This window comes from Rhizobacter terrae (assembly GCF_003852895.1).
Taxonomy (GTDB): domain Bacteria; phylum Pseudomonadota; class Gammaproteobacteria; order Burkholderiales; family Burkholderiaceae_C; genus Albitalea; species Albitalea terrae.
Genome location: NZ_QUSW01000006.1, coordinates 211,659 through 235,442, shown reverse-complemented (window position 1 = coordinate 235,442; position 23,784 = coordinate 211,659). Strand labels below are relative to the sequence as shown.

Genomic DNA, 23,784 nt, shown 5'->3' with positions numbered 1-23,784 from the left:
CGCACTCAGGCCATGTCCGAGAGCTGCGACATCCAGTCGCTCGGCCGCGCTTCGGGTGTCGACCATTCCAGCCCGGCTTCGATCTGCGCCAGGTGCCGGGTCATCAGGGCGACGGCACGCTCAACGTCCACCGGCTTGCGCGAGCGGCGCGCGGTGCGCAGCGCCGCCAGCAGGCCGCGATGCTCTTCGCATCGGCACACCTGCACCCAGCGAGCGGCCCGGCTGGTCGTGGGCTGCACATCGGCCGGTCCATGGCTCATCAGGATGAGGCTGGTGCGTGACACCAGCTTGTGCAGGAATCGCGAGAAGGTCTGGTGCCCGGCCGCCTCGGCCAGCAGCAGGTGGAAGCGGCCCGACTGGCGCAGCGCCGTGGCCGCGTCGCCCTGTCGGCGTGCGGTCTCCTCGCTCTTCACGCACTGCGCCAGGGCCTGCAGGTCCGCGGTGGTCGCGCCGGCTGCGAATCGGCGCACGAGCACGGCTTCGACCAGCGTGCGCGCCTCGAAGACTTCGCGCGCCTCGGTCACGGTGGGCCGGGCCACGCTCGCGCCCTTGTTCGGTTGCAGCACCACCACCTGCTCCTGCGCCAGGCGGATGAGCACCTGCCGGATGCGCGTGCGCGACACGCCGAAGACCTGGCCGAGCTTGTCCTCCACCAGCTTGGTCCCCGGCAGCAGGCGCTGGTCGACGATGGCATCGACGATGCGCTGGTGGATCTCGTCGTCGGAGAGCACGGTGCCGGTCATGCGGCTGCTCTCGCCTGGCTGTGGGCGCGGCGGCGCAGCGCTCCGGCGCCAGCCAGCGCGGCGAAGATCACCAGCAGCGACAGCACCGTGGTCGTGGTGCCCAGCGCATAGATGGCCGGCGTGGTCACGGTGGTGGTCAGGCCCTGCAGTTCCAGCGGCAGGGTGTTGACGTCGCCGATGGCCTGCGACGAGCGCGCGATCTCGTCCCAGCTCAGCGTGAAGCCGAACATGCCCACGCCCACCAGCGACGGGCCGATCATCGGCAGCACCACATGGCGCAGCGTCTGCCACGGCGTGGCGCCGAGGTCGCGCGCGGCTTCCTCATAGGCCGGGTTGAAGCGGTTGAAGACGGCGAACATGATGAGCATGCCGAAGGGCAGCGTCCAGGTGAGGTGGGCGCCCAGGCCCGAGGTGAACAGGCCCATGAGCGTGGTGTATGACTCCAGCATCGACGTGGCCCCCAGCCGTTCGAGCAGCGACTTGACCAGCGTGTCGCCCAGCCGGAATTGAAGGCCGATGCCCAGCGAGACGATGATGGAGGGCATCACCAGGCTGGCCACCGAGGTGTAGAAGAGCAGGGCGCTGCCCGTGAAGCGCTTGCGAAAGGCCAGGCCCGCCATCAGCGAGATGAGCACGGTCAGTGCCATGACGACCGTGCCCAGCAGCAGCGAACGCCGCAGCGCGGCGCCGATGTCCACCACGCCCAGGCCTTCCCACAGTTGTCTATACCAGTGCAGCGACGTGCCGCGCATCGGGAAGGTGAGGCCACCGTCGGGTCCCTGGAAGCTCAGCACGAAGATGGTGATGACCGGCCCGTAGAGGAAGAGCACGTAGGCGGCACACAGCAGTGCCAGCCACCAGAAGCCTGCGGATCGCCGCTGTGCCATCTCAAAGCTCCCGGCGCAGGTCGACGAGGCGGTTCAGCGCCACGATGAAGGCCAGCACCAGCGCGAGCAGCACCACCGCGTTGGCCGCGGCCAGCGGGAACTGCAGGTAGGACGTCTGCACCTGGATGGTCTTGCCCACCGAGGCGATCTGCTGCCCGCCCATCACCCCCACCGTGACGAAGTCGCCCATCACCAGCGTGATGACGAAGATGGAGCCGATGAGGATGCCGGTGCGGGTGAGGGGAATGACGACCTGCGTGAGCGTCTGCCAGGCCGAGGCGCCGCAGTCGTCGGCCGCCTCCAGCAGCGCGCGGTCGATCTTCATCATCGAGTTGAAGATGGGCACCATCATGAAGGTGGTGTTCAGGTGCACGAAGGCCAGCACGACCGAGAAGTCCGAGTACAGCAGCCACTCCATCGGCTGGCGGATGAGCCCCGCGTCCATCAGCGCCTGGTTGATGAAGCCGTGGCGTCCCAGCAGCGGAATCCACGAGATCATGCGGATCACGTTGGACGTCCAGAAGGGGATGGTCATCACGGTGAACAGCACCGTCTGCGCCGCCACGCTCGGCACGTGGAAGGCCACGAAGTACGCGATGGCAAAGCCCAGCACCAGCGTGATGAGCCACACCAGCGCGCAGAACTTGAACGTGGACAGGTAGGTCTTGAAGGTCACGCACAAGCCGCCGGTGTCCGCATCGATGGGGCAGCCCTTGAACAGCGTGGCGTAGTTTTGCAGCGTGAAGCCCGGCTCCAGCGCGTACTCGTTCTGCGGCCACAGGCTGACCGCGGCCACCAGCAGCAGCGGCAGCACGAAGAACACGGCGAAGACCGCGCCCATGGGCAGGGCCTGCAGCCAGCCGGGGAGTGCCTTGTTCACCGTGTTCATCGTGTTCAGCCGGCACCCGTGCTCAGGCGGCCACGAACTCGTTCCACTTCTGCACCATGTACGTGTTCTCGTCCATGATGGCGTTCCAGCAGGCGATGCCGCCCATGCGGGCCTCGTAGCTGCCGCCGTCGCGCTTCTCGCCGGCCTTGGCGAGGACCTGGCCCTGCGGCGACTTGATGTCCTTCTCCGCCGCCTTGCCTTCCATCCAGTAGGCCCACTCGTAGGCCTCCATCTTCGCCTTGGCCGTCTCCAGCACCGCGCTGTAGTAGCCCTGGCGGTTCAGGTAGGCGCCCGCCCAGCCATCAAGGAACCAGTTGATGAACTCGTAGGCCGCATCCAGCTTCTTGCCCGACAGCGTGGACGGCACGCCGAAGCCGGCGGCCCAGGCGCGGTAGCCTTCCTTCAGCGGCTGGAAGTTGCAGGCGATGCCCTTGGTGCGCACGGCGGTGACGGCGGGCGACCACATCGACTGGATCACCACCTCGCCCGAGGCCATGAGGTTCACGCTCTCGTTGAAGTCCTTCCACAGCGAGCGGAACTGGCCGGCCTTCTTCGCCTCGATCAGCGTCTTGATGGTGAGGTCGATTTCCTTCTTGGTCATGTTGCCCTTGTCGGGGTACTTGTACAGGCCCATGGCCTCGACCACCATCGCCGCATCCATGATGCCGATGGACGGGATGTTGAGGATGGCCGCCTTGCCCTTGAACTCCGGGTTGAGCAGCTCCTTCCAGCTCTCGATCGGGCGCTTGATGAGGTCCGGCCGGATGCCCAGCGTGTCGGCGTTGTAGACGGTGGGAATCAGCGTCATGAACTGCGTGGGCGAGGACGCGAAGGCCTTTGACTTCTCGCCTTCGAGGAACATCACCTTCTTGGGCGCCGTGCCCTGGTCGCCCACCTTCTTGCCGGCGACCTCGCCCTTGGTGAAGAGCGTGGTGATCTTGTCGGCGTTCTTGATGCGCTTGACGTCGATGCCCTTGAGGTTGCCCGTGGGGATGATCTTCTTGAGCGAGAAGTACTCGGTGTCGATGAGGTCGAAGCTGTTGGGCGCGGTCACGGCGCGCTTGGTCACGTCATCGGTGGTGACGGGGATGTACTGCACCTTGATGCCGGTGTCGGCCTCGAACTTCTCGGCGATGGCCTTGTCCTGGTTCACCGCCGTGCCCAGGTAGCGCAGCACGATCGGGTCGGCCGCGCGCACGACGGGGGCGAAGCCCGCGGCAAGGATGCCGGCCAGGCCGGACTGGACGACGGTGCGGCGCGTGAGGCCCCCGGCCGACGGGTTGGCTTGGGCGTCTTCGGGCGTGTGGCGTTGGCTCATGGTGGTTTCCTCCGGGTCGTGGGTCTGCGGGTCAGGCTGGCAGGGCATGCACGTCGGCCGCGCGCCAGTGCGCGACCGCGCGGTCGCCGCTGCGCCAGGGCAGTTCGGCGTACAGGGATTCGCTGAGCACGGCGCGCAGCTCGTTGTCGGGCATGGCGTCGCAGTGCAGGGTCACCAGCACGTGCGTGCCCTGGTACTCCGCGCCGGTCACCGTGGCGTCGAGGCGGTGCGGCGTGTCCTCGGGCACCTCGCGGGCGAGTCGGGTCTTGTCGGTTCGCACGGCGATCTTTCCGTCGGCGGCGGGCAGCACGTTGTGGCCGCCGATGAATCGGGCCACGAACTCCGAGCGCGGCGCGTTGAACACCTCGCGCGGCGGGCCATCCTGTTCGATGCGGCCGGCGTTCATCACCACCACGTGGTCGGCCAGCGCCATCGCTTCTTCCTGCGAGTGCGTGACGTGGATGAAGGTCATGCCCAGCGTCGTCTGCCAGCGCTTGAGCTCGGCGCGCATCTGCACGCGCAGGAACGGGTCCAGCGCGGAGAGCGGTTCGTCCAGCAGCAGCACGCGCGGCTCGGTGATGAGTGCGCGTGCCAGGGCGACACGCTGCTGTTGCCCACCGGAAAGCTCAGAGGGCTTGCGCGAAGCGAGGTGCCCGAGCGACACGCGTTCCAGCAGGTCCTGCGCGCGGCGGTGGCGCGTGGCCCGGTCCACCCCGCGCATCTTCAGGCTGAAGGCCACGTTGTCCAGCGACGAGAGATGAGGGAAGAGCGCGTAGCTCTGGAACATCATGGCCGTGCCGCGTGCGGCCGCGGGCAGGTGGGTGATGTTGCGCCCGCCCAGCACGATGTCGCCGCTGCTCGCGTCCTCGTGGCCGGCGATCATGCGCAGCGTCGAGGTCTTGCCGCAGCCCGAGGGGCCCAGCAGGCAGCAGTAGCGGCCGGCGGCCACGCGCAGGTCGATGTGATCCACCGCCAGCGATGCGTGCTGCCCGTGGCCGTAGCGCTTGGCCAGGCGCACGAGTTCCAGATCGGCCTGCGCCGCCATGGTGGGCAGGCGTTGCTCGATCAGCGGCAGTGAGGCCATGCGTTTGCGCTCCTCGGCGAAATTGCCGAGGCATCACTACGCAATGGATGTGCCAGGCATCACGGACAACCTGGGCATCGGTTCTGCACCAAGCGGGTGGGGCGTCGCGATGTGCGCACGGATTGCATACAAAATCTGGTGCAGATTGCATACAAGTCGGTGCGCACCAGACTGGGCAGGGCGAGCTGCACCGAGGGGCTCGATGACAAAAATGTCATCGAGAAAAGTCCCCGGGCCGACGAGTCGCATTGTGTAATCCGTGCACCATCACTGCGCCACGCGCCTGCTTCGAATCCATGAACCTGCTCTTGAAACGTGTCGCCCTGCTGGCCGCCTCCGTGCTGATCGCGAACGCCACGCTGGCCCAGGCCAATCCGCCGCCCGCCCCGCAGGCAGCCCTCACGGCCGAACAGCTCGCCAAGGTGCGCGCGGTGCTCTCCAAGTACAAGCCCGATGCGCTGACCACCGACGACGCCAAGGCCCTCAAGCGCGGCCTGCGTGATGCCGGCTTCCAACCGGGGCCGGCCCTGGACGCCGCCATCGCCTCGTCGGGTTTCAGCATCCACAGGCTCGATGCGCTGGACCCGCGCCCGGCGGGCTCTGCCCCGGCGCGCTGAGGTGAACCCGCATCCATGAAGGTCCTGCTGATCGAAGACGAGCAGAGCATCGCTGACTTCGTCCGTTCAGGCTTGACCGAGCGCGGCATCACCGTGCAGCACTGCGCCGACGGCAACAGCGGCTTCGAGGCGGCCAGCCGCCCGGGCTTCGATGCCATCGTGCTCGACCTGATGCTGCCGGGCCGCGACGGCCTCTCGGTGCTGCAGGGCCTGCGCTCGGCCCGTGTGAACACGCCGGTCATCCTGCTGACGGCGCGCAACGAGCTGGGCGACCGCATCGAAGGCCTGCAGCTTGGTGCCGACGACTACCTGGCCAAGCCCTTCTTCGTCGAAGAGCTGGCCGCGCGGCTGCAGGCGCTGGTGCGCCGCCTCTCGGGCGAACGGCAGAACACGGTGCAGGTGGGCACCCTGGTACTGGACCGTATCACTCGGCGTGCCGTCTGCGGCGACCAGTCGGTGGAGCTCACCACCCGCGAGTTCAGCCTGATGGAGTACCTGATGCGGTCCGCCGGCCGGGTCTTCACCCGCGGGCAGATCCTGGAGCACGTATGGGGCTACGACTTCGACCCGAGCACCAACGTGGTCGACGTGTGCATCCAGCGCATCCGCCGCAAGCTGGATGCGGTCATCCCCGCAGGCGATGCCGGCCATGCGCCCATCGAAGCGGTGCGCGGCGTGGGCTACCGCTTCCGCGACACCGGGTGAACACGCCATGAGTTTTCGCGTCCGGCTCTTCGGCATCACCGCGCTCATCGTGGCGCTGGTGCTGGCACTCGTCATGGGGCTGAGCTGGTCGGGTGTGCTGCGCCACGAAGTGCAGCGCCTGGACGAGCGGCTGTGCATGGAGGCGCGCCGCCTGGTGAGCCTGCCGCCGATGGCGCCGCATGCGAGCCTGGAATCGGACGTCGCCGACAAGCTGCACCTGGCCTCCGCCCGGCAGCTCATGATGGCAGTGGACCGCGATGACGGCGGCGTGGGCCTGCGCTCCAGCGGCTGGGACGATTCGCTTCAGCTTCGCCGCCTCGAATGGATGCGCAAGCCTTCCGCCGCCGGCGCGGCGCCGCCACCGCCACCGGATGGCAACGGCGCACCGCCACCGCCTCCGGTGGTTTCCTGTTCCTTCGCTTCGTTCTCGGCGCGCCATTCGCAGTGGCGCGCAGCGCGCGCCGACCTGGCACCGGCCACGGCCATCATCGCCGCCGACCTGGAAGCCACCGAGGCGGACCTGCGTGATGCGCTGCGTGGCCTGCTCGTGTGGGCCGTGCCGATGGCACTGGCCATCACCGGCCTGGGCGCCTGGTTGCTGTCGGGCATTGCGATGCGGCCGGTCAACCGGCTGCGCGACGCGATGACGCAGGTCACGCAGAAGGCGCTGGACCAGCGGCTGGATGACAAGGGCGAAGACCGGGAGTTCAAGGACATGATCACCGCGTTCAACACCATGCTGGCCCGCCTGGAGGCGAGCTTCCACCAGGCCTCGCGTTTCTCCGCCGATGCGGCGCATGAGCTGAAGACGCCGCTGACGATCCTGCAGGGCCGCATCGAGCAGGCGCTGCACCAGTCGGGCGGCGAGGCGGTGGAGCTGCACCTCGCGCAGATGCTCGACGAAGTGCGGCGGCTCGCTGCCATCACGCGCAAGCTGCTGCTGCTGTCGCAGGCCGATGCGGGCAAGGTGCCGCTGCACGTCACCCGCGTGGACCTGTCGCAGATGCTGGAGACGATGATGGCCGACGCCCACATGCTGGCACCAGACAAGCTGCTCAGCAGCGACGTGCCGGCCGGCATCGTCGCCCCGGTGGACGAGCAGCTCGTCCAGCAGCTCTTCAACAACCTCGTGAGCAACGCGCTTCGCTACAGTCCGCCAGGCGGGCGCATCCACGTGAAGGCCACCGACTCGCCGTCGGGCACGCAGATCACCTTCACCAACTCCTCGCGGCCGATTTCCGATGCCGACCGGCAGCGCTTCTTCGACCGCTTCTACCGCGGCGATGCGTCGCACAGCCGCGAGGTCGAAGGCAGCGGCCTGGGCCTGAGCCTGGCGCGCGAGATCGCACGGGCTCACGGCGGCGACCTCACGCTGGAGCCCGGTGCCGCCGACGAGGTGCGCATGCGGGTGTGGCTGCCGCGCGCATGACGAAGATGTCATTTCCCGAAGGGGGCTGACTCCTACGCTGGACTCCTGTGCTTTTGGCCTCAGGAGATCCAAGATGGGCATTGCCCCGGCTTTCATTCGTTGGTATGCGCCGCTGCTGGCGCTGGCCCTGTGCTGTTGCGGTGGTGGGTCGTCATCGGGCACCACCGAGACGCCGACTTCCGGCACCTTCACCCTGAGCAGCACCGCCGCGTCCGATGGTGGCGTGCTGCCCAAGACCTACACCTGCGACGGCGCGGGCCACACGCCCCCGCTGGCCTGGAGCGGTGCGCCCAGCGGCACGGCGGCGTATGCGGTGGTGATGAGCACCATCCCCGGCCCTGGTACCACGAAGTACAACTGGCTGCTCTACAACATCGATGCGTCGGTCGGCTCGCTGGCCGAGAGCACGTCGGGCATCGGCACGCTGGGCAGCGCCGATGACGGCGCTGGCCTCGGCTATGCACCGCCTTGCTCGGCGGGCGGCGGCACCAAGCTCTACACCTTCACGGTCTACGCGCTGTCGGCCAAGCCGGACCTCTCGGCCTACACGCCCAGCCAGGTCACGGGCGACGTGCTGCTCAAGGCCCTGGCCGGCGTGACGCTGAAGAGTGCAGCCATCACCTTGTCGAACACCCGCACGCAGGCGACGCTGAACTGCCTGAACGTGCGGCAGTCCTTCGGGCCGTATGCGGCGGAGAACGGCCTCGCGGTGGACTGCGGCGACACCTACGCGGCCATCAGCAGCTACGGCATCCAGACCCGCCACCCGATGATGAAGGGCATCACCCAGACCATCCTGCAGGTGCCGGTGCCGCAGAACTTCACCGGCGACAACGCCTGGCACATCCCGCTGGAGCCGGCCATCGCCAGCAGCACCACGACGGCGGTGGACGGGCCCATCGGCATCGCCGTCAATGGCGTGCCCATTTTCAACCCCTGTAAGCAAGGCGGCTGCGACACGTCCACGGGCGGCGGCGACACCAAGGTGCAAGGCGAGCTGGACATCTGCAACGGCCACGCTGGCCGCGCCGACGACTACCACTACCACGCGGCCCCGGTGTGCATGATGGCCGACCAGGCCGAGCACTACTGGGACACGCACCCGGTGGGCTGGGCGCTCGATGGCTTCGCCATCTTCGGCTACTACAACCCCGACGGCAGTGTCGCCACGCGCGACAGCGTTTGCGGCGGCAACACCCTCACGCACCCGAATGCACCCACGGGCTACGCCTACCACCTGACCGATGCGAGTCCGTACGTGCTGTCGTGCTTCCGCGGCACGCCGAGCCCGGACCTCGCCGGGCAGGGCGGCAAGTTCGCGCCGATGCGCGTTCCCAACGGCCCGGGCGGCGGGCCGGGCGTGTCCAACATGACGCTGGACGCGACCGCTGCGACGCTGGCCATCGGCGGCACCAGCACGCTGCAATGGGACCAGGCGGGCATCACCTACCAGATCCTCTACCGGCGCACCTCCGCGCTGTGCTGGAACTTCATCTTCAAGACATCCGGCGTGCAGACCGCCACCCAGAACTACTGCCGGGCCTTCTGACCATGTTCTTCTCCACCATGAAACGGCTGGCGGGGCTGTTGCTGTGCCTGCTGGTGTCAGGCGCGGCCTGGTCCCATGAACTGCCGGACAACCGCGCCACGCTCGTGCTGCGCGACGGGACGCACCTGTCGATGACCCTGTTCGTCGACTACACGCAGGCGCTGCACCGGATCCTGGCGCCGCAGAAGAAGCGCCAGGAGTTCCTCATGCTCTATGCCGCGATGGCGCCCCAGCAGTTCGAGGAGGCGCTGGGCCGTGCGCAGGCCAAGTTCGAGGCGGCAGTGAACGTCGCCTTGCCTTCCGGCGGCCAGGTGAGGCTGTCGCGCTGGAACTGGCCCGCAGCGCTGACCGTGCAGCAATCGCTGCGCGAGCAACTGATGCAGGCCATGGTCGCCGAGCCCGGCCACCCGCATGTGTCGCTCGCGGAAATCCGTGCCGAGGCCCGCCTGCAGCAGGAGGCGAGCACGATGCGGGTGCAGTTCCCGCAGGAGTTCGGCAAGGTGCTGGTGGTGTCGTACCGGCCGAACCAGGTGTGGGTGGAAGCCAAGGCCGGGGACATTCGCTTTTGAGTTTGTAGGGATCGAAACAGTAGCGTTATAGTCGCTACATGTCTTCTGTTTCGGCTTGGCTGCTTCTCGTCGTTTCCCTGCCCGCCCAGAGCACCACCGCCCGCATGCGGGTGTGGCGCGGGCTCAAGGCGCTGGGCTGCGTGGCGTTGAGGGACGGCGCCTACCTGCTGCCGGCGGGCGAAGAGCGCGAGCAGGCCCTGCGCGGCCTGGGCGACGAATGCACAGGCGAAGGCGGCACCGCGTGGCTCATGGCCGCGCAGCCGATCCATCGCGACGAGTCGCAGGCATGGCAGCAGCTCTTCGACCGGTCCGAGGACTACGCCGAACTCCGCAAGTCGTGGAAGGAGGCCAACCGCGGCCTCGCTCGCCTGTCGGCCACCGAACTCACGCGGCTGCAGCGCAAGTGCCTGCGCGACATCGAGACACTGCAGGCCATCGACTTCTTTCCTGGCGAATCCGGCGCCGAGGCCGCAGCGGCGTGGGCGGAGTTCAACCACCGCATCGAACAGCTGCTGTCGCCCGACGAGCCTCACGAAGCCAAGGGCGGCATCGAGCGGCTGGACGCCGAGAGCTACCGTGGCCGCACCTGGGCCACGCGCCGCCGGCTCTGGGTGGACCGGGTCGCCAGCGCCTGGCTGATCCGCCGGTTCATCGACCCCGATGCGAAGTTCAAGTGGCTGGCCGCGCCGTCGGAGTGCCCCAAGCGCGCCCTCGGCTTCGACTTCGACGGCGCCGCCTTCACCCACGTCGGCGACCGCGTGACCTTCGAGACCTTGATGGCCAGCTTCGGCCTGGAAGACGACCCGGCGCTGGTGCGCCTGGGCGCCATGGTCCACCAGCTGGACGTCGGCGGCGAGCCGGTCCCCGAGGCCGTCGGCTTCGAGGCCGTGCTGGCCGGCGCGCGCGAGCGGCTGGATGACGACGACGCCCTGCTGGCCGAGATGAGCACCGTGCTCGACTCGCTGCATGCGCACTTCGGGCGCCAGGCGGCGCGCAACAAGACCTGACCACCTGCTTGACCATGAACGACACCACGTTGACACCCACCCGCTACACCCTGTGGCAGATGGTCGGCTACATGCTGGGCCTGGGCACCTGGGGCTTCGGTGGCCCGGTCGCGCTGGTCGGCTACATGTACCGCGACCTCGTGGAGAAGCGCGGCTGGATCTCGGAGGCCGACTACAAGGAGGGCATGGCCATCGCGCAGCTGATGCCCGGCCCGCTGGCCGCGCAGCTCGCGATCTACCTCGGCTACGTGCACTACCGCATCCTCGGCGCGACGCTGGTGGGCCTGGCCTTCGTGCTGCCGTCGTTCCTGATGGTGGTGGCGCTGGGCGCGGCCTACACCGCGTATGGCGGCATCGGCTGGATGCAGTCGGTGTTCTATGGCGTGGGTGCGGCCGTGATCGGCATCATCGCGATGAGTGCCTACAAGTTGACGACCAAGAACATCGGCCGCGACAAGCTGCTGTGGGCGATCTTCGTGGTGAGCCTGGTGGTGACGGTGGTGACCCAGTCTGAAGTCATCTGGCTCTTCCTGGGCGCCGGCGTGTTGGTGTGGCTGGTGCGCGTGCCGCCGGCCTGGCTCAGGGGCGGCAGCGTCAACGGCATCACCGCGCCTGTGATGGGCGCGGTGGCGGTGGGTGCAGTGGACTGGGGCCGGCTCAAGCAGATCGGCCTGTACTTTGCATACGCCGGCAGCTTCGTGTTCGGCAGCGGCCTGGCCATCGTGCCCTTCCTCTACAGCGGCGTGGTGAAGGAGTACGGCTGGCTCACCGACCGCCAGTTCGTAGACGCCGTGGCGGTGGCGATGATCACGCCTGGTCCGGTCGTCATCACCACCGGCTTCATCGGCTACCTGGTGCAAGGCTTCTGGGGTGCCGTGGTGGCGGCGGTGGGTACCTTCTTGCCGTGCTACCTGCTCACCATCCTGCCCGCGCCGTACTTCAAGAAGCACGGCAAGCGGCCAGCTGTCGTGGCCTTCGTCGACGGCGTGACTGCCGCTGCGATCGGCGCGATTGCCGGCGCGGTCATCGTGATCGGCCAGCGCTCGATCACCGACTGGGTGACGGCCACGCTGGCCATCGCGACCGCAGCCGTGCTGTGGAAGTTCAAGAAGGTGCAGGAGCCGGTGATCGTGCTGGCTGCTGCGTTGATCGGCCTGGTGGTTCACCCGCTGATTGCGCACGCATGAAAGGAGTTCTTCATGAACAAGGCGTTGATCGGTGTCGCGACTGCAGCGATGTCTGCCTCTGGACTGGCTGCGAGTTTCGCGACTGAGACTGTCGGTGCAGTACCCGCCGGCTGGACCTGCGGCGTCACGGGCCGCGGCCAGCCGCATTGGGCGGTCGTCGCAGACCCGCATGCGCCCAGCGGCAGCGGCAAGGTCCTGCAGCAAGACGGTGCCGGCACCTTCCCATGGTGCGTCAAGGGCGGAACCTCGATCGCGAATGGCTTTGTCGAAGTGAAGTTCAAGCCGATGCGTGGCCGCGAGGACCAGGCCGGCGGCGTGGTCTGGCGATGGAAGGACGGTGACCACTACTACGTCGCCCGGGCCAATGCACTGGAGAACAACGTCTCGCTGTACTACACCGAGAGCGGCAGCCGCAAGACGATCAAGTACGTCGACGCGCCAGTGGCCAGTGGCGCCTGGCACATGCTGCGTGTGGACTTCAGCGAGACGCGCATCGCCGTGTCGCTCGATGGCAAACGCTACATCGAGGTCGACGACAGCCACATCACGGGTGCAGGCGCCGTCGGCGTCTGGACCAAGGCCGACAGCGTGACGGCCTTCGATGAATTCAATGCGGGCGCCACCGCCCCCTGACAACTGGAGAAATGCATGGACCTGAAGTTGCGCCCCTTGACGCTCGACCTCACCAGGCTGGACGGCCTGTCACAGCGCCTCATTGCCAGCCATCACGAGAACAACTACAGCGGCGCGGTGAAGCGCCTGAACGCCATCCGCCAGCAACTGGGGCAGATCGATTGGGCCAGCGCGCCGGTGTTCATGGTGAATGGGCTCAAGCGCGAGGAACTGATCGCAGCCAACTCCGCCTGGTTGCACGAGCTGTACTTCGACTGCCTCGGCGGCAACGGCGTGCTGCCGGATTGCGGCCTGTCCATCGCACTGGCGCGCGACTTCGGCTCGGTGGATCGGTGGCGCTGCGAGTTCATGGCGTTGGCCAAGGCCATGGGCGGCGGCTCCGGGTGGGCGCTGCTGTCGTGGTCGTCGCGGGAAGGCCGGCTCGTCAACCACTGGGCAGCAGACCACACCCACCTGCTGGCTGGCGCCACACCGATCCTGGTGCTGGACATGTACGAGCACGCCTACCACATGGACTTCGGCGCCAAGGCCGCGGCCTACGTGGATGCGTTCATGAAAAACATCCACTGGGACGCCGTGTACCGGCGCTACGGCGCAGCCGTGGCTGCCGACGCAGGGGCCTTGGCGGCCCAGCCTTCCGACGTGACGGCCACGGCCCAGGTCATTGACGTGCGCCGCGCTGCCACCTATGCCGAAGCGACCGACCTTGTGGCGGTCGCACGCTGGCACGATCCGGCCCGGCTGGACGAGTGGAGCCGTGAACTCGATGCAGCCAGGCCCGTGCTGGTGTACTGCCTGCATGGCCTGGACATCGGCCGCTCGGCCGCGCTGGCGCTTCGTGCGCGAGGCTTGGATGCCAGCTACGTCGCGGGTGGCATCGAAGCTTGCCGTGCCGCGGGCGTGCCGCTCGTGCCCAAGGAGTCCACGTCCTGAGGCGGGGAACTGGCGAGGGGTGAATCGCGAGGGGTGAAGATGGGGCGGTCGCCATGCGACAGGCTTCCTGCAATGGCAACCTCAACCTCGCATGAAAGGGACGATGACATGAAGGACTCGCTCTCCACCGGTCGGCGCGATTTCCTCGCTGCCGCTGGCGCGCTGGCTGCAGCTGCCACCGTGACGGAGGCCGCCAAGGCCAACGATGCCCCGGCGCTGCCGCCGGCATTCCAATCCAGCGACGCCCTGCGGCCGCTGTCATTCGATCCAGCCAAGTTGCCCGGCCTGTCCGAGCGGCTGTTGAAATCCCACTGGGAAAACAACTACGGGGGTGCCGTCAAGGCATTGGCCGCGGTGAAGAAGCGTCTTGCCGCGGCCTTGTCCGACAAGGATCTGCCGCCCTACATCTACAACGACCTCAAGCGCGAGCACCTGATCCGCACGGGCTCGGTCGTGCTTCACGAACACTACTTCGACACCCTGGGTGGCAACGGCAAGGCCGGTGCGAAGGAGCGTGAACTCATCGGCCGCGCCTTCGGAAGCTTCGATGCGTGGGAAACCGAGTTCCGGCGCATCGGTGCAGGCCTGGGCGGCGGCTCCGGCTGGGTGGTGCTGGGCTGGAACCAGCACACACGGCAGCTCGAGAACTACTGGATGGCCGACCACGCCCACGCGCCGGCGGCCACCAAGGTCGTGCTCATCATGGACATGTACGAGCACGCCTACCAGATGGACTACGGCGCTGCCGCGGCCAAGTACATCGATGCGTTCTTCCAGAACATCAACTGGGAGCGAGTCGCGCAGCGCATGGAGGCCTGAAGGCTGAAACGTTCCCCACGAGCTGTTCGAGACGCTGCGCAGTCGAGGAGGCATGGCCTGAGATCGCAGGCGATGGTCCGCGTCCACGGGCGGGTCGCTGCGATCTATTTCACCTGGACCTGGCCCTTCATGCCGGCCTCGTAGTGGCCGGGCTGCAGGCAGGCGAACTGCACCTTGTCGGCCTTGGTGAAGCGCCAGACGACTTCGCCGGTCTTGCCCGCGGGCACGGTGACCTGGTTCGGGTCGGTGTGCTTCATCTGCGGGAACTTCTTCATCATCTCGTGGTGCTCCTGCAGCGACTGCGCAGAGCCAAGCACGAATTCATGCTGGAGCTGGCCGGAGTTCTTCACGACGAAGCGGATCGTCTCGCCTTGCCTGACCTCGATGCTGGCTGGCGTGAAGCGCATGTTGTCCGTCATGTCGATGCTCACGGTGCGGGTGACCCGGGCGGCGGTGCCGGCTTCGCCGAATGTTGAAGGATGGCCTTCGCCTTCGTGGGCCTGTGCGTTCATCGCCGCGCCGAGCGCTGCGGCCATCAGCCACGCGGTGGTGACTTGGTGTTTCATCGGGGTTCCTTGTCGCTTTGAATGAAGTCAATGGCCTGCGTGCCCGGAGTGGTCCATGGGCTTGCGGACCTGGACTTCGACCTCGGGACTGGGCGTGGCGCTGGCCTTGGGCATCGGTGCACGGGCCGGCTCGGCCAGCGCACCGGTCCATTCATAGGCTTGGGTGCCCGCAGGATGCCGGTACCAGCCCGGGTCCCGGTAGTCGCCCACCTTCTGGTCGCGGCGCACCTTCACGACCGTGAACATGCCGCCCATCTCCAGGCTGCCGAAGGGACCGTCGCCGCCCATCATCCGGGCGGTGTTCTCGGGGATCGGCATCTGCATGTCCGCCATGTCGGCCATCCCGCGGTCGCCCATCGCCATGTAGTCCGGGACCACCTGGGTGATCTTCTTGACGACGTCGCGATGGTCGACGCCGATCATGGTCGGCACGTCGTGCCCCATCGCATTCATGGTGTGGTGGCTCTTGTGGCAGTGGAACGACCAGTCGCCTTCCTCGTCGGCGATGAATTCCAGCTGGCGCATCTGCCCGACGGCAATGTCGGTCGTCACCTCCGGCCAGCGTGCGGCCCGTGGCGTCGGGCCGCCGTCGGTGCCGGTCACGGTGAACTCGTGGCCGTGGATGTGCATGGGGTGGTTGGTCATCGTGAGGTTGCCCACGCGGATGCGCACCCGGTCGCCGCGGCGCACCACCATCGGCGAGATTCCGGGGAAGATGCGACTGTTGAAAGTCCACAGGTTGAAGTCGAGCATCGTCATGACCTTGGGCGTGGCGGCGCCGGGCTCGATGTCGTAGGCATTGAGGAGGATGCAGAAGTCGCGGTCGGCCGCGTCGATCAGCGGATGCTTGGCCTTCGGATGCGTGACCCAGAAGCCCATCATGCCCATGGCCATCTGCGTCATCTCGTCGGCATGCGGGTGGTACATGAAGGTACCGGGCCGGCGCGCGACGAATTCGTAGACGAAGGTCTTGCCCGGTTCGATGGCCGGCTGTGTGAGGCCGGACACGCCGTCCATGCCGTTGGGCAGGCGCTGGCCGTGCCAGTGCATGGAGGTGCGTTCGGGCAAGCGGTTGGTGACGAAGATGCGCACGCGGTCGCCTTCCACCACCTCGATGGTGGGGCCCGGCGACTGGCCGTTGTAGCCCCACAGGCGCGCCTTGAAGCCAGGCGTCATCTCGCGCACGACGGGTTCGGCCACGAGGTGGAACTCCTTGACGCCGTTGTGCATGCGCCAGGGCAGGGTCCAGCCGTTGAGGGTGACCACCGGGTTGTAGGGCCGGCCGGTGTCGGGCACCAGCGGGTCCATGGTGTCGGGGCGGGTCTGGATCACGGGCTCCGGCAGGGCGGCCATCGCCACCTTGCTGACGCTGGCGGCGGCCACGGCGCTGCCGAGCATGAATTGCCGTCGGGTATTGCTCATGGGTTGTCGTCCTGTCGGTTCATGGGCCGGCCGATGGCCGCGGCCTGCAAGGCGGCGTCGGCCAGCCAGAAGTCGCGCTGCGCGTCGATGGCCTGGATCACGCTGCCGATCTGCTCGCGCGTGTCGGCCAGCAGCTCGAAGACGCTGATGAGCATGCCGTTGTAGCGCAGCAGGTTCTCGTCGGCGATGGCCTTGCGCAGCGGCACGACCTCGTCGCGGTAGTGGCGAGCCAGGTCGTAGGCGCTGCGGTAGGCGCCGTGCGCTTCACGCAGCTGCGAGGCGGCGCGAGCGCCGGTGGCGGCGGTGCGGTTCAGCGCGGCCATGTAGGCAGCCTGGGCCTGGGCGCGACGGGGATCGCCGAAGTCGAAGAGGGGCAGCGGCAGTTCCAGATCGACGCCGCGGGCCGAAGGCTGGCCGGTGTCGCTCTTGCGCACGGCACCGATTTGCAAGCCGTTGACCACGCTGGTCACACGCGTGAGGCCTTGTTCGCGGGCGACCGCATTGAGGTCGGCCTGCGCGAGGGCCACGTCCAGGCGCTGGCCGATCGCGGCCTGGGTGAATGCCGGCCCGTCCTTGGGCGATGCCGGCAAGTCCGGCAGGCGGTCGGGCAGCTTCAGCGACGCTGCCTGCGTGTCGTTCAGGCCCAGCGCGCGCACGAGGGCCTCGCGGGCCGCCAGGGCGTCGCGCTGTGCCCGTGCCAGCTGCGCGACGGCGTCTGCATGGAAGGCCTCCTGCCGGGCGCGCTGCAGCTTGCTGAAGTTGCCAGCGGCCTGCATGCGTCGGGCGAGTTCCGCGCTGGCATCGGCCGAGGTCTGGATCTGCTCCACGTAGGCCAGCGACTGCCGCGCCGACACCGCGCGCACCCAGGCCGTTCGTGCCTGGGTGGCCGCCTGCACGACGTCACCGGCGAGCTGCAGCCGGATCTGCTGCTGGCGCTGGTCCGCCTGCCGCATGCGCGCGGGCAGCAGGAACAGGTCGAGCAGGGGCACGGACAGCGTGCGCGTGATCTCCAGCTCGCGCAGGCCGCCGTCGCCGCGTGCGAGGCGTTCGAAGCTGAACACCGGATTGGGCAGCCGTGCAGACGAAGTGGCCGCCGCCGAGGAGGCGGCCGCATCGGCCAGCACGGCCTGCAGGGCCGGACTGTAGGCCAGCGCGATGTGGACGGCGTCATCGGCCGACAAGGGCTTGGACAGCAGCCAGTCCACATCGGCTTGCGCCTGTCGCCGGGCGTCGTCGCTGGTGAGCCATGCCGGATCGGCGCCGATGCGCTCGCGGCTCATGCGCTGCACGTCGGCGAAGTTCGAGTCGATGGCCGTGGATGCGCAGCCGGCCAGCAGCAGGCCGGCCAGGAGGCTCGTGGGTAGCGCCGCCCATGCGGCGCGCGGATGCCAGTGCATCTGGATCCTCTTGTGGTGGGGATGTCAGGCCGCGTGCGGGTCACGCGGTGCGGCGGCCGGTGGACTCAGGGAAGGCGTGCGCATGCGCGGCCCGCCCGGTGCACGGCCCGGGTGCTCAGGAGCGTGCCGTTCGTGGCGGGCGCTCGGGGCCGCTGGTCAGGAATGCCGCGGCGGGCAGGTGAGGCACGGCCAGCGGCGATGCCGCCTGCTCCGGCGCGGCCAGCACGATGGGCAGGGCCGGCAAGGCAGCCGCGCAGCAGCAGGCGGCGCAGACGCTGCAGGTGGACTTGCCGTTGTCGTGTTGATGCGAGTGGGCGGCATGAGAAGCACCCATGGCGCCATGATGATGGCCATGCCCTTCATGCGCTGGTGATTCAGCGGCCTTGCAGTGCAGCATCGTTGCAGCAGCCACGCCTTGAACCGGCAGGGCCACGGCGATCAGCCACAGGATGAGGAGCCGCGCGAGGTGTCGCATGCAATGCAGTGTAGTGGAGGCAGGATCCTCGACCTTCCTACAGTGGCAATGTCAAGCCTCACGCCACCTAGCGCATGGTGAAGCGTATTCCCAGATGGCGCTCCAGCAGGCTCAGCAGCTGCGCGGCGCGGAACGGTTTGGGCAGGAAGTCCGTGGCGCCGGCCTCCACCGCCTTGTCCTTGTCGGCCTTGCTCGCGCTGGCGGAAATCGCGATCACCGGCACGTTCTGGAAGTCCGGCATGCCACGCAGGCGCCGCGTCGCGTCCAGCCCGCTCATGACGGGCATGACGTTGTCCATGAAGATCATGTCCGGCCGCAGGACCAGCGCACGCTCCACGCCCTCGTGCCCGTTGTGGGCCTCGTACGTGAGAAAGCCCAGCGGACGCAGCATGTCGACCAGCAGGGCACGGTTCTCCTCCACGTCGTCCACCACCAGCACCGACTTGCGTTCGCCTTCGTAGCCGGTGGCGATGCGATCGGCGATGATGGCTGCCTGCTTCCGGGCCAACGGCAGGCGCAGCTCGAACCAGAAGCGGCTGCCATGGCCGAGGTCGCTCTCGACGCCGATGTCGCCGCCCATCAGCCGCACGAGCTGCCGGCTGATGGCCAGTCCCAGGCCTGTGCCGCCGCGCCGCCGCTCCATCGCGCCCACCTGCTGGAAAGGCCTGAACAGCGTCTTCATGTCGTCGGCCGACACGCCCACGCCGCTGTCGATGACCTCGAAGTGGAGCACCGCAGCCGATTCTTCCTGCGACACGCATTGGACCTTCAGCCTCACGCTGCCCTGGTCGGTGAACTTCGCGGCGTTGCCCAGAAGGTTCAGCAGCACCTGCCGCAGCTGCTTCTCGTCAGCGACCACCGTGGCAGGCAGGTGCGTGGCATCGATGGCGAAGCCCACGCCCTTTTGCTGGGTGCGCACGCGGATGATGTCCCCGATGCCCTGCAGGAAGGGCTGCAGCTCCAGCGGCGCGACATTGAGCTCCAGCTTGCCCGCCTCGATCTTCGCGAGGTCGAGGATGTCGTCGATCAGCGTCAGCAGGTGCTGCCCGCTCTTCTCGATGGTGGACAGGCCCGTGGCCTGTCGCGGCGACAGGCCGGGCTCCCATTGCAGCAACTGCGCATAGCCGAGCACGGCGTTGAGCGGCGTGCGCAGCTCGTGGCTCATGCTGGCGAGGAACTCGCTCTTGGCCCGGCTTGCCTCCGCGGCGTGATCGCGCGCCTGGGCCAGGTGCTCCACGGTCTGCGCGAGCTCGCTGTCGCGCTGGTGCAGGCGAATGCTGGCCTGCCGGAAGACCTCCACCGCATCGGCCATCTCGCCCACTTCGTCGCGTCTGCCCATGGCAGGCACTGTGATGTCGTAGTCTCCGTCGGCCAGGCGCGTCATGACGCCGGTCATCTCGGTCAGCGGACGCGAGATGGCGCGGCCGATGAACCAGGTCGCCGCGATGCCGACCGCGAACACGGCGATCACGGTCAGCGCCAATGCGGCCGCCGTCCGGTCGACAAAGGATTGCGTGCGCTGCTGCCTGTCCTTGGCGGCGCGGATGGTGAGGTCGGCCAGCCGGTTCATGTAGGCATCCAGCTGGCTGTAGTGCGCCATCAGGCTGCTGAGCTGCGTGGGGCTGGAGTCGGAGGCCTGCGTGATGTGCAGGGCCACGATGCGATAGACGGCCAGCAGGTCCGACAGGTCATGCAGCAGGTCGTGGTCAATGGCCGGCGCGTTGGTCTCGATGCTCTGAAGCATCGACTCCACGCGATCGAATTGTTGCGGGAGGCTGGCATGCAGCTCCTTCAGCGATTCGGTGTTTTGCCGGGTACCGCCCAGGTCGAGGTGGCGGATGATGTCCGAGTGGATGCGGGCCACCGCGAGCGACATCCGGCTGCTGGCGGTGGCGGCGTCGAAGGCACCCCCGACGACATCGCGAAACGCCTCGCCCTGGCTGCGCAACAACGAGATGGCACCTGTGGAGACCGCGATGAACAACAGCATCACCGCCAATGGAGCAATCAGGACCTTGAGCTTGATCGAAACCCGGCTGAGCATCTCGTTCCCACGGCTGACGCGTTGCGTCGCTCCCCCTGGCCTGAGGGCAGCGTACCTCATGAGGATGTGCCTTGTCATCGCCACGATCCTGGGGGCCTGCGGCCCGGCCAAGGCTGCAGAGCCAGCGGAGATCGTGATGCTCACGGGCAACACCGGAGGCGTCTATTACCCGCTGGGCATCACGCTCGGAAAGATCTGGGAACAAGCCATGCCGGGAACGCGGGTGAACGTGCAGTCCACCCAGGCATCGGTGGAGAATTTCAACCTGCTCCAGCAGCGCCGCGGCACCTTCGCCTTTGGCCAGGGCGACGTGATGTCCGATGCAGTGAAGGGCAACCCCGAAGCGGGTTTTCCGAATTCGCGCGATCGGCTGCGCATGGTGGCGGCACTGTTCCCGAACTACCTGCACGTGGTGGCGCTCAAGAGTTCCAGGGTGCGGTCGGTGTCAGAGCTCAGGGGAAAGCGCGTGTCGGTGGGCGCCTCGCGAAGCGGCAATGAACTGAATGCGCGATGGCTGCTGGGTGCGGCGGGCATGAGCTATGCCGACCTGCGACGCGTGGACTACCTGCCATACAACGACGCGGTCGCGCTGATGCGCGACGGGCAACTGGACGCGATCATCGTGTCCGCTGGCCTGGGTGTGAAGGCGGTGGCCGAGCTTGCCTTTGCCGTGCCGGTGGACGTGGTGCCGATCACGCCCGACCTGGTGGCCAGGTCGGGCGGCATGTTTTCGCCGGTGACCATTCCCGCCGGCACCTACGCGGGCCAGAAGCAGGACGTGCAGACGGCCGCGCTCATCAACTTCCTCGTGACCCACAGCGACGTGCCCGATGCGACGGTGTACGCCGCCGTCAAGGCCTTGTACGCCCACCTGGCCGAACTCAAGGCATCGCACACCGCGGCACGTGAGATCGCGCCCGAACGCGCCCTGGCCAGCCGGCCGATCGCGCTGCATCCGGGAGCGGAGCGGTACTTCCGCGAGGCCGGATTGATCCGCTGAAGCCGGCGCGATGGACATCTGCTTCAGTCTCGTCGTTGGCGCCGCCCTCGTGGCACGGCTGCCATCGCCCGTGACCTTGTCATGGCGCCACAGCGTCGAGCACGTGCTGATCGAGGAAGAGTGGACGGCAAGCAGGCAGGGCCTGGCCATGGTGTCGTCGTCGACCGATGGCCTGGGCGCGGGCATCGACATCCCCGATGATGCCCGCCTCGTGGCCAACCGCTGGACCTTCCGGCCTGCGCTGGCGCCGCAGGCCCAGGTGCAGCTGGCGAATTCCCGTTTCGCCCTGGGGTACGCGGTGTGCTGGCCCGGCGGGTGCGCGCAGCTTGTCGACCTGGCTGGCGGATGGGACCGGGCCGTGCGCATGGCCCTGTGCGATGAGGACGCGGACGGGCTGGCCATGCCCGGCGCACGCAGCGTGGTATACAGCCGGCCGGAATTTCACGGAAGTCAGCGATTCAGGTGATCCGAACCACCCCCGATGAGTTGCCGCCATCCGGCCGCAGGCGCGCCCTGTGGGCCTGCGGCTGGCTGGCCTGGGCGGCCGCGCAGGCACCTGCTCGCGCGGGGATGAGGCTGGCGCAAGCCAGGCCCTCATCAACGGCCGCGACGGTCGATGCGCTGCGTCAGGGAGGCCACGTCATGGTGATGCGGCACGCGGCCACCGAGTTCGGCGAGGTCGATGCCTACCCGTACGAGTTCGACAACCCCTCTGCGCAGCGCGCGCTCAGCGACGTTGGCCGGCTGGAAGCGCGAGCCGTGGGCCGCGCGCTGAAGACTGCCGGCGTGCGCACCGGCCATGTGTACTCCGGGCCGTTCCGCCGCTCGACCGAGACGGCGGAATACCTCGGCTTCGAGAGGTTCGAGATCTGGCCGGACCTGGCGGAAGACGCCTATGCCAACGCGAGGGAGCAGGCCCGGCGGGCGGCGAAGCTGTACCGCCTGGTGGCGACGGCACCGCCGGCCGGACTCAACACCTTGATCGTCACCCACAAGCCGGTGATGGTGCGCGCCTTCGGCGAGCGCCTGGCCTCCATCGAGCCGACGGAAATGGCGGTCTTCCGGCCGCTGGCCGCAGGCAGGGTGAGCCTGGTCGGACGGCTGACGAAGGAAGACTGGCGCGCCGTGCTGCAGGCGGCGCCAGCCGCTTGAGCGGTCACACGGCCTGCTTGAGCAGGTCGTAGGCGTCCTGCACTTCCTGGCGGCGCTTGCCGATGGCCGGATCCTTGGCCGCGCGGTCCGGATGGAGCTCCAGCATGAGCTTGTGATAGCTCTTCCTGATCTCGCCCATGCTCGCGCCGTCTTGCAGGCCCAGGGCATCCAGCGCCTTGGTCCGGTCCGCCGCCGGGGGGCGCGGCGTCGAACCAGCGCTCATGGTGTCGAGGATGGAGCGCGCCGCATTGCAGTCGGCCTGGAGCTGTTCCCACTTGCCGTTCAGGGCGGCTGCGACCGAATCCTTGATGTCGGGGCGCGACGCGAACTTTGCGGCAGCGTCGTTGCGTGCGGCACGCGCGGCGTCCTCGATCACCTCGATGAGCCCGGCCAGCTCGCTGGGTTCGAGGATCAACTGCCCGGTCAGCTTCGCGTACTCGGTCACATCCTTCATGAGCTGCGCTTGGTCCTCCCGGCCGAAGACCTTGCCCCAGTGCGTGTTCTTGTCGATGCCCAGTTCCTTGTGGGCCTGGGCCATCAACTCCTCGTGCGTGGGGGCGGGCGGCTCCTCGGCGGCGGGCTTGGTGGTGGGCTTGGCGGCGGGGCGCGGCTTGGGATGCGAGGCCGGGGTCGTGGTCTCGGGTTCCGTGGATGCCGTGGTCGCCTTGGGTGGCGTCGAAGGCGAGTCCGGATCCTTGGCGCGTGGATCGAAGCGTTCGCTCGATCCCATCATCGAATACGGCCGGCGCTCGCGCTCCATCAGCAGCGTGGGCTGGGCGGGCTTGTCCTCCTTCGGCTGCGCCTCGGTGGACGGTTTCTCGTCCTTGGCCTGCGCTTCGATGCCGGGCTTCTCGTCCTTGGAAGGCGGCCCCTCCATCGCCGGCTTCGTCTGCGTTGGCGGTGCCTCGATGGCCAGCCGTTGCGGCGGTGCTTCCAGCGCCTGGGCCTTCGTCTTCGCGAAGGCCGCATGTGCCTGCGCCGCGATGGGCGAGAAGGACGACTTGAACGGCACCTGGGCCATCTTGCCGGCGGCTGCCGTGTCCTGCCGCGCCGTCAGCTCGCGCGCGGCGCTGGAGCGCTGCATCGCGGCGAAGGGGCTGCTGCCACGGGCGCCCACACCCATGGGCGGCCTCGAGACCAGGCTCGTGATCTTCTCGCCGGCGCGGGCGGTGATCGCCAGCGCCGCGCTTTCCGCCTTCTTGGCCAGCTGGCCGCCGATTTCCGTGGCGACCTTCGTGCCGATCTCGGCCGCGGCATCGCGCACGACGTCGCTGTTCAGTGCACGCTTGACCAGGGTCGTGGCCGCGCTGGCGACCTGTGGCGGAATCGTAGGCATGGGCAGTCGTCCGTGGTTGGGGG

At 68.0% G+C, this 23,784-nt stretch carries 24 protein-coding genes; 13 read left to right on the top strand and 11 right to left on the bottom strand.

Annotation, left to right across the window (positions count from 1 at the left end):
• Nucleotides 1-5: 5 nt before the first annotated feature.
• Genes DZC73_RS21065 through DZC73_RS21045 form a run of 5 tightly spaced genes read right to left on the bottom strand, consistent with a single transcriptional unit; the run spans nt 6 to nt 4,921 of the window.
• Entirely contained in the window at nt 6-743 is a 738-nt protein-coding gene (locus tag DZC73_RS21065; protein ID WP_124542347.1) for a GntR family transcriptional regulator, read from the bottom strand.
• The gene (locus DZC73_RS21060; RefSeq protein WP_124542346.1) at nt 740-1,630 is read right to left on the bottom strand and encodes an ABC transporter permease; all 891 of its coding nucleotides are present in this window, start codon (nt 1,628-1,630) and stop codon (nt 740-742) included. Before DZC73_RS21060 ends, DZC73_RS21065 begins: the two co-directional genes overlap by 4 nt.
• A 1-nt stretch (nt 1,631) precedes the next feature.
• Nucleotides 1,632-2,519: an ABC transporter permease gene (locus DZC73_RS21055; RefSeq protein WP_124542345.1), complete on the bottom strand. Its 888-nt coding sequence runs from the start codon at nt 2,517-2,519 to the stop codon at nt 1,632-1,634.
• A gap of 22 nt (nt 2,520-2,541) precedes the next feature.
• On the bottom strand, nt 2,542-3,837 hold the full coding sequence (locus tag DZC73_RS21050) for an ABC transporter substrate-binding protein (RefSeq protein ID WP_124542344.1): 1,296 nt from the start codon (nt 3,835-3,837) through the stop codon (nt 2,542-2,544).
• 31 nt (nt 3,838-3,868) lie between these two features.
• Complete coding sequence (locus tag DZC73_RS21045; protein WP_235835223.1) at nt 3,869-4,921, bottom strand: ABC transporter ATP-binding protein; 1,053 nt, start codon at nt 4,919-4,921, stop codon at nt 3,869-3,871.
• A 308-nt stretch (nt 4,922-5,229) separates the two neighbouring features.
• On the opposite strand from DZC73_RS21045, the gene DZC73_RS21040 reads away from it, so the two are divergent.
• The 10 genes from DZC73_RS21040 to DZC73_RS20995 all read left to right on the top strand — a co-directional run bounded on the left by DZC73_RS21040 (nt 5,230) and on the right by DZC73_RS20995 (nt 14,369).
• On the top strand, nt 5,230-5,538 hold the full coding sequence (locus DZC73_RS21040; RefSeq protein WP_216629190.1) for a hypothetical protein: 309 nt from the start codon (nt 5,230-5,232) through the stop codon (nt 5,536-5,538).
• A gap of 15 nt (nt 5,539-5,553) precedes the next feature.
• A complete protein-coding gene (locus DZC73_RS21035; protein ID WP_124542342.1) occupies nt 5,554-6,243 on the top strand; it encodes a response regulator transcription factor in 690 nt (229 codons plus the stop codon).
• 7 nt (nt 6,244-6,250) lie between these two features.
• A complete protein-coding gene (locus DZC73_RS21030; protein ID WP_161974684.1) occupies nt 6,251-7,672 on the top strand; it encodes an ATP-binding protein in 1,422 nt (473 codons plus the stop codon).
• Nucleotides 7,673-7,745: 73 nt separating this feature from the next.
• On the top strand, nt 7,746-9,221 hold the full coding sequence (locus DZC73_RS21025; protein WP_124542340.1) for a YHYH protein: 1,476 nt from the start codon (nt 7,746-7,748) through the stop codon (nt 9,219-9,221).
• A gap of 2 nt (nt 9,222-9,223) precedes the next feature.
• Nucleotides 9,224-9,790, top strand: a complete 567-nt coding sequence (locus tag DZC73_RS21020) for a hypothetical protein (protein ID WP_124542339.1) — start codon at nt 9,224-9,226, stop codon at nt 9,788-9,790.
• Nucleotides 9,791-9,828: 38 nt separating this feature from the next.
• Nucleotides 9,829-10,797, top strand: a complete 969-nt coding sequence (locus DZC73_RS21015) for a chromate resistance protein ChrB domain-containing protein (RefSeq protein WP_124542338.1) — start codon at nt 9,829-9,831, stop codon at nt 10,795-10,797.
• 14 nt (nt 10,798-10,811) lie between these two features.
• Nucleotides 10,812-11,984, top strand: a complete 1,173-nt coding sequence (locus tag DZC73_RS21010) for a chromate transporter (RefSeq protein WP_124542337.1) — start codon at nt 10,812-10,814, stop codon at nt 11,982-11,984.
• Nucleotides 11,985-11,996: 12 nt separating this feature from the next.
• On the top strand, nt 11,997-12,617 hold the full coding sequence (locus tag DZC73_RS21005) for a hypothetical protein (protein WP_407924121.1): 621 nt from the start codon (nt 11,997-11,999) through the stop codon (nt 12,615-12,617).
• Between the two features lie 15 nt (nt 12,618-12,632).
• Entirely contained in the window at nt 12,633-13,550 is a 918-nt protein-coding gene (locus DZC73_RS21000; protein WP_124542336.1) for a Fe-Mn family superoxide dismutase, read from the top strand.
• 108 nt (nt 13,551-13,658) lie between these two features.
• Nucleotides 13,659-14,369, top strand: a complete 711-nt coding sequence (locus tag DZC73_RS20995) for a superoxide dismutase (protein WP_124542335.1) — start codon at nt 13,659-13,661, stop codon at nt 14,367-14,369.
• A gap of 104 nt (nt 14,370-14,473) precedes the next feature.
• Here the strand turns inward: DZC73_RS20995 and DZC73_RS20990 are convergent, their stop codons facing one another.
• The 5 genes from DZC73_RS20990 to DZC73_RS20970 all read right to left on the bottom strand — a co-directional run bounded on the left by DZC73_RS20990 (nt 14,474) and on the right by DZC73_RS20970 (nt 20,273).
• Nucleotides 14,474-14,935 (bottom strand): cupredoxin domain-containing protein, encoded by a 462-nt coding sequence (locus DZC73_RS20990; protein WP_124542334.1) that lies wholly within the window; start codon nt 14,933-14,935, stop codon nt 14,474-14,476.
• 27 nt (nt 14,936-14,962) lie between these two features.
• Nucleotides 14,963-16,357 carry a multicopper oxidase family protein gene (locus DZC73_RS20985; protein ID WP_124542333.1) on the bottom strand — a complete coding sequence of 465 codons (1,395 nt, stop codon included), beginning with the start codon at nt 16,355-16,357 and terminating at the stop codon, nt 14,963-14,965.
• Nucleotides 16,354-17,754 (bottom strand): TolC family protein, encoded by a 1,401-nt coding sequence (locus tag DZC73_RS20980; protein ID WP_124542332.1) that lies wholly within the window; start codon nt 17,752-17,754, stop codon nt 16,354-16,356. Before DZC73_RS20980 ends, DZC73_RS20985 begins: the two co-directional genes overlap by 4 nt.
• Before the next feature lie 115 nt (nt 17,755-17,869).
• Nucleotides 17,870-18,229: a hypothetical protein gene (locus DZC73_RS20975; protein ID WP_124542331.1), complete on the bottom strand. Its 360-nt coding sequence runs from the start codon at nt 18,227-18,229 to the stop codon at nt 17,870-17,872.
• A gap of 67 nt (nt 18,230-18,296) precedes the next feature.
• Nucleotides 18,297-20,273: an ATP-binding protein gene (locus DZC73_RS20970; RefSeq protein WP_161974683.1), complete on the bottom strand. Its 1,977-nt coding sequence runs from the start codon at nt 20,271-20,273 to the stop codon at nt 18,297-18,299.
• 58 nt (nt 20,274-20,331) lie between these two features.
• On the opposite strand from DZC73_RS20970, the gene DZC73_RS20965 reads away from it, so the two are divergent.
• The 3 genes from DZC73_RS20965 to DZC73_RS20955 are packed head-to-tail and all read left to right on the top strand — an operon-like array spanning nt 20,332 to nt 22,425.
• Entirely contained in the window at nt 20,332-21,273 is a 942-nt protein-coding gene (locus DZC73_RS20965) for a TAXI family TRAP transporter solute-binding subunit (protein ID WP_124542329.1), read from the top strand.
• 10 nt (nt 21,274-21,283) lie between these two features.
• Nucleotides 21,284-21,739, top strand: coding sequence for a DUF1850 domain-containing protein (locus DZC73_RS20960; RefSeq protein WP_124542328.1), 456 nt, complete (start codon nt 21,284-21,286; stop codon nt 21,737-21,739).
• Nucleotides 21,736-22,425, top strand: coding sequence for a histidine phosphatase family protein (locus DZC73_RS20955; protein WP_124542327.1), 690 nt, complete (start codon nt 21,736-21,738; stop codon nt 22,423-22,425). The genes DZC73_RS20960 and DZC73_RS20955 overlap by 4 nt, the downstream gene beginning before the upstream one ends.
• Nucleotides 22,426-22,429: 4 nt before the next feature.
• Here DZC73_RS20955 and DZC73_RS20950 read toward each other — a convergent pair whose 3' ends face one another.
• Nucleotides 22,430-23,761, bottom strand: a complete 1,332-nt coding sequence (locus DZC73_RS20950; protein ID WP_124542326.1) for a J domain-containing protein — start codon at nt 23,759-23,761, stop codon at nt 22,430-22,432.
• Nucleotides 23,762-23,784: the final 23 nt, after the last annotated feature.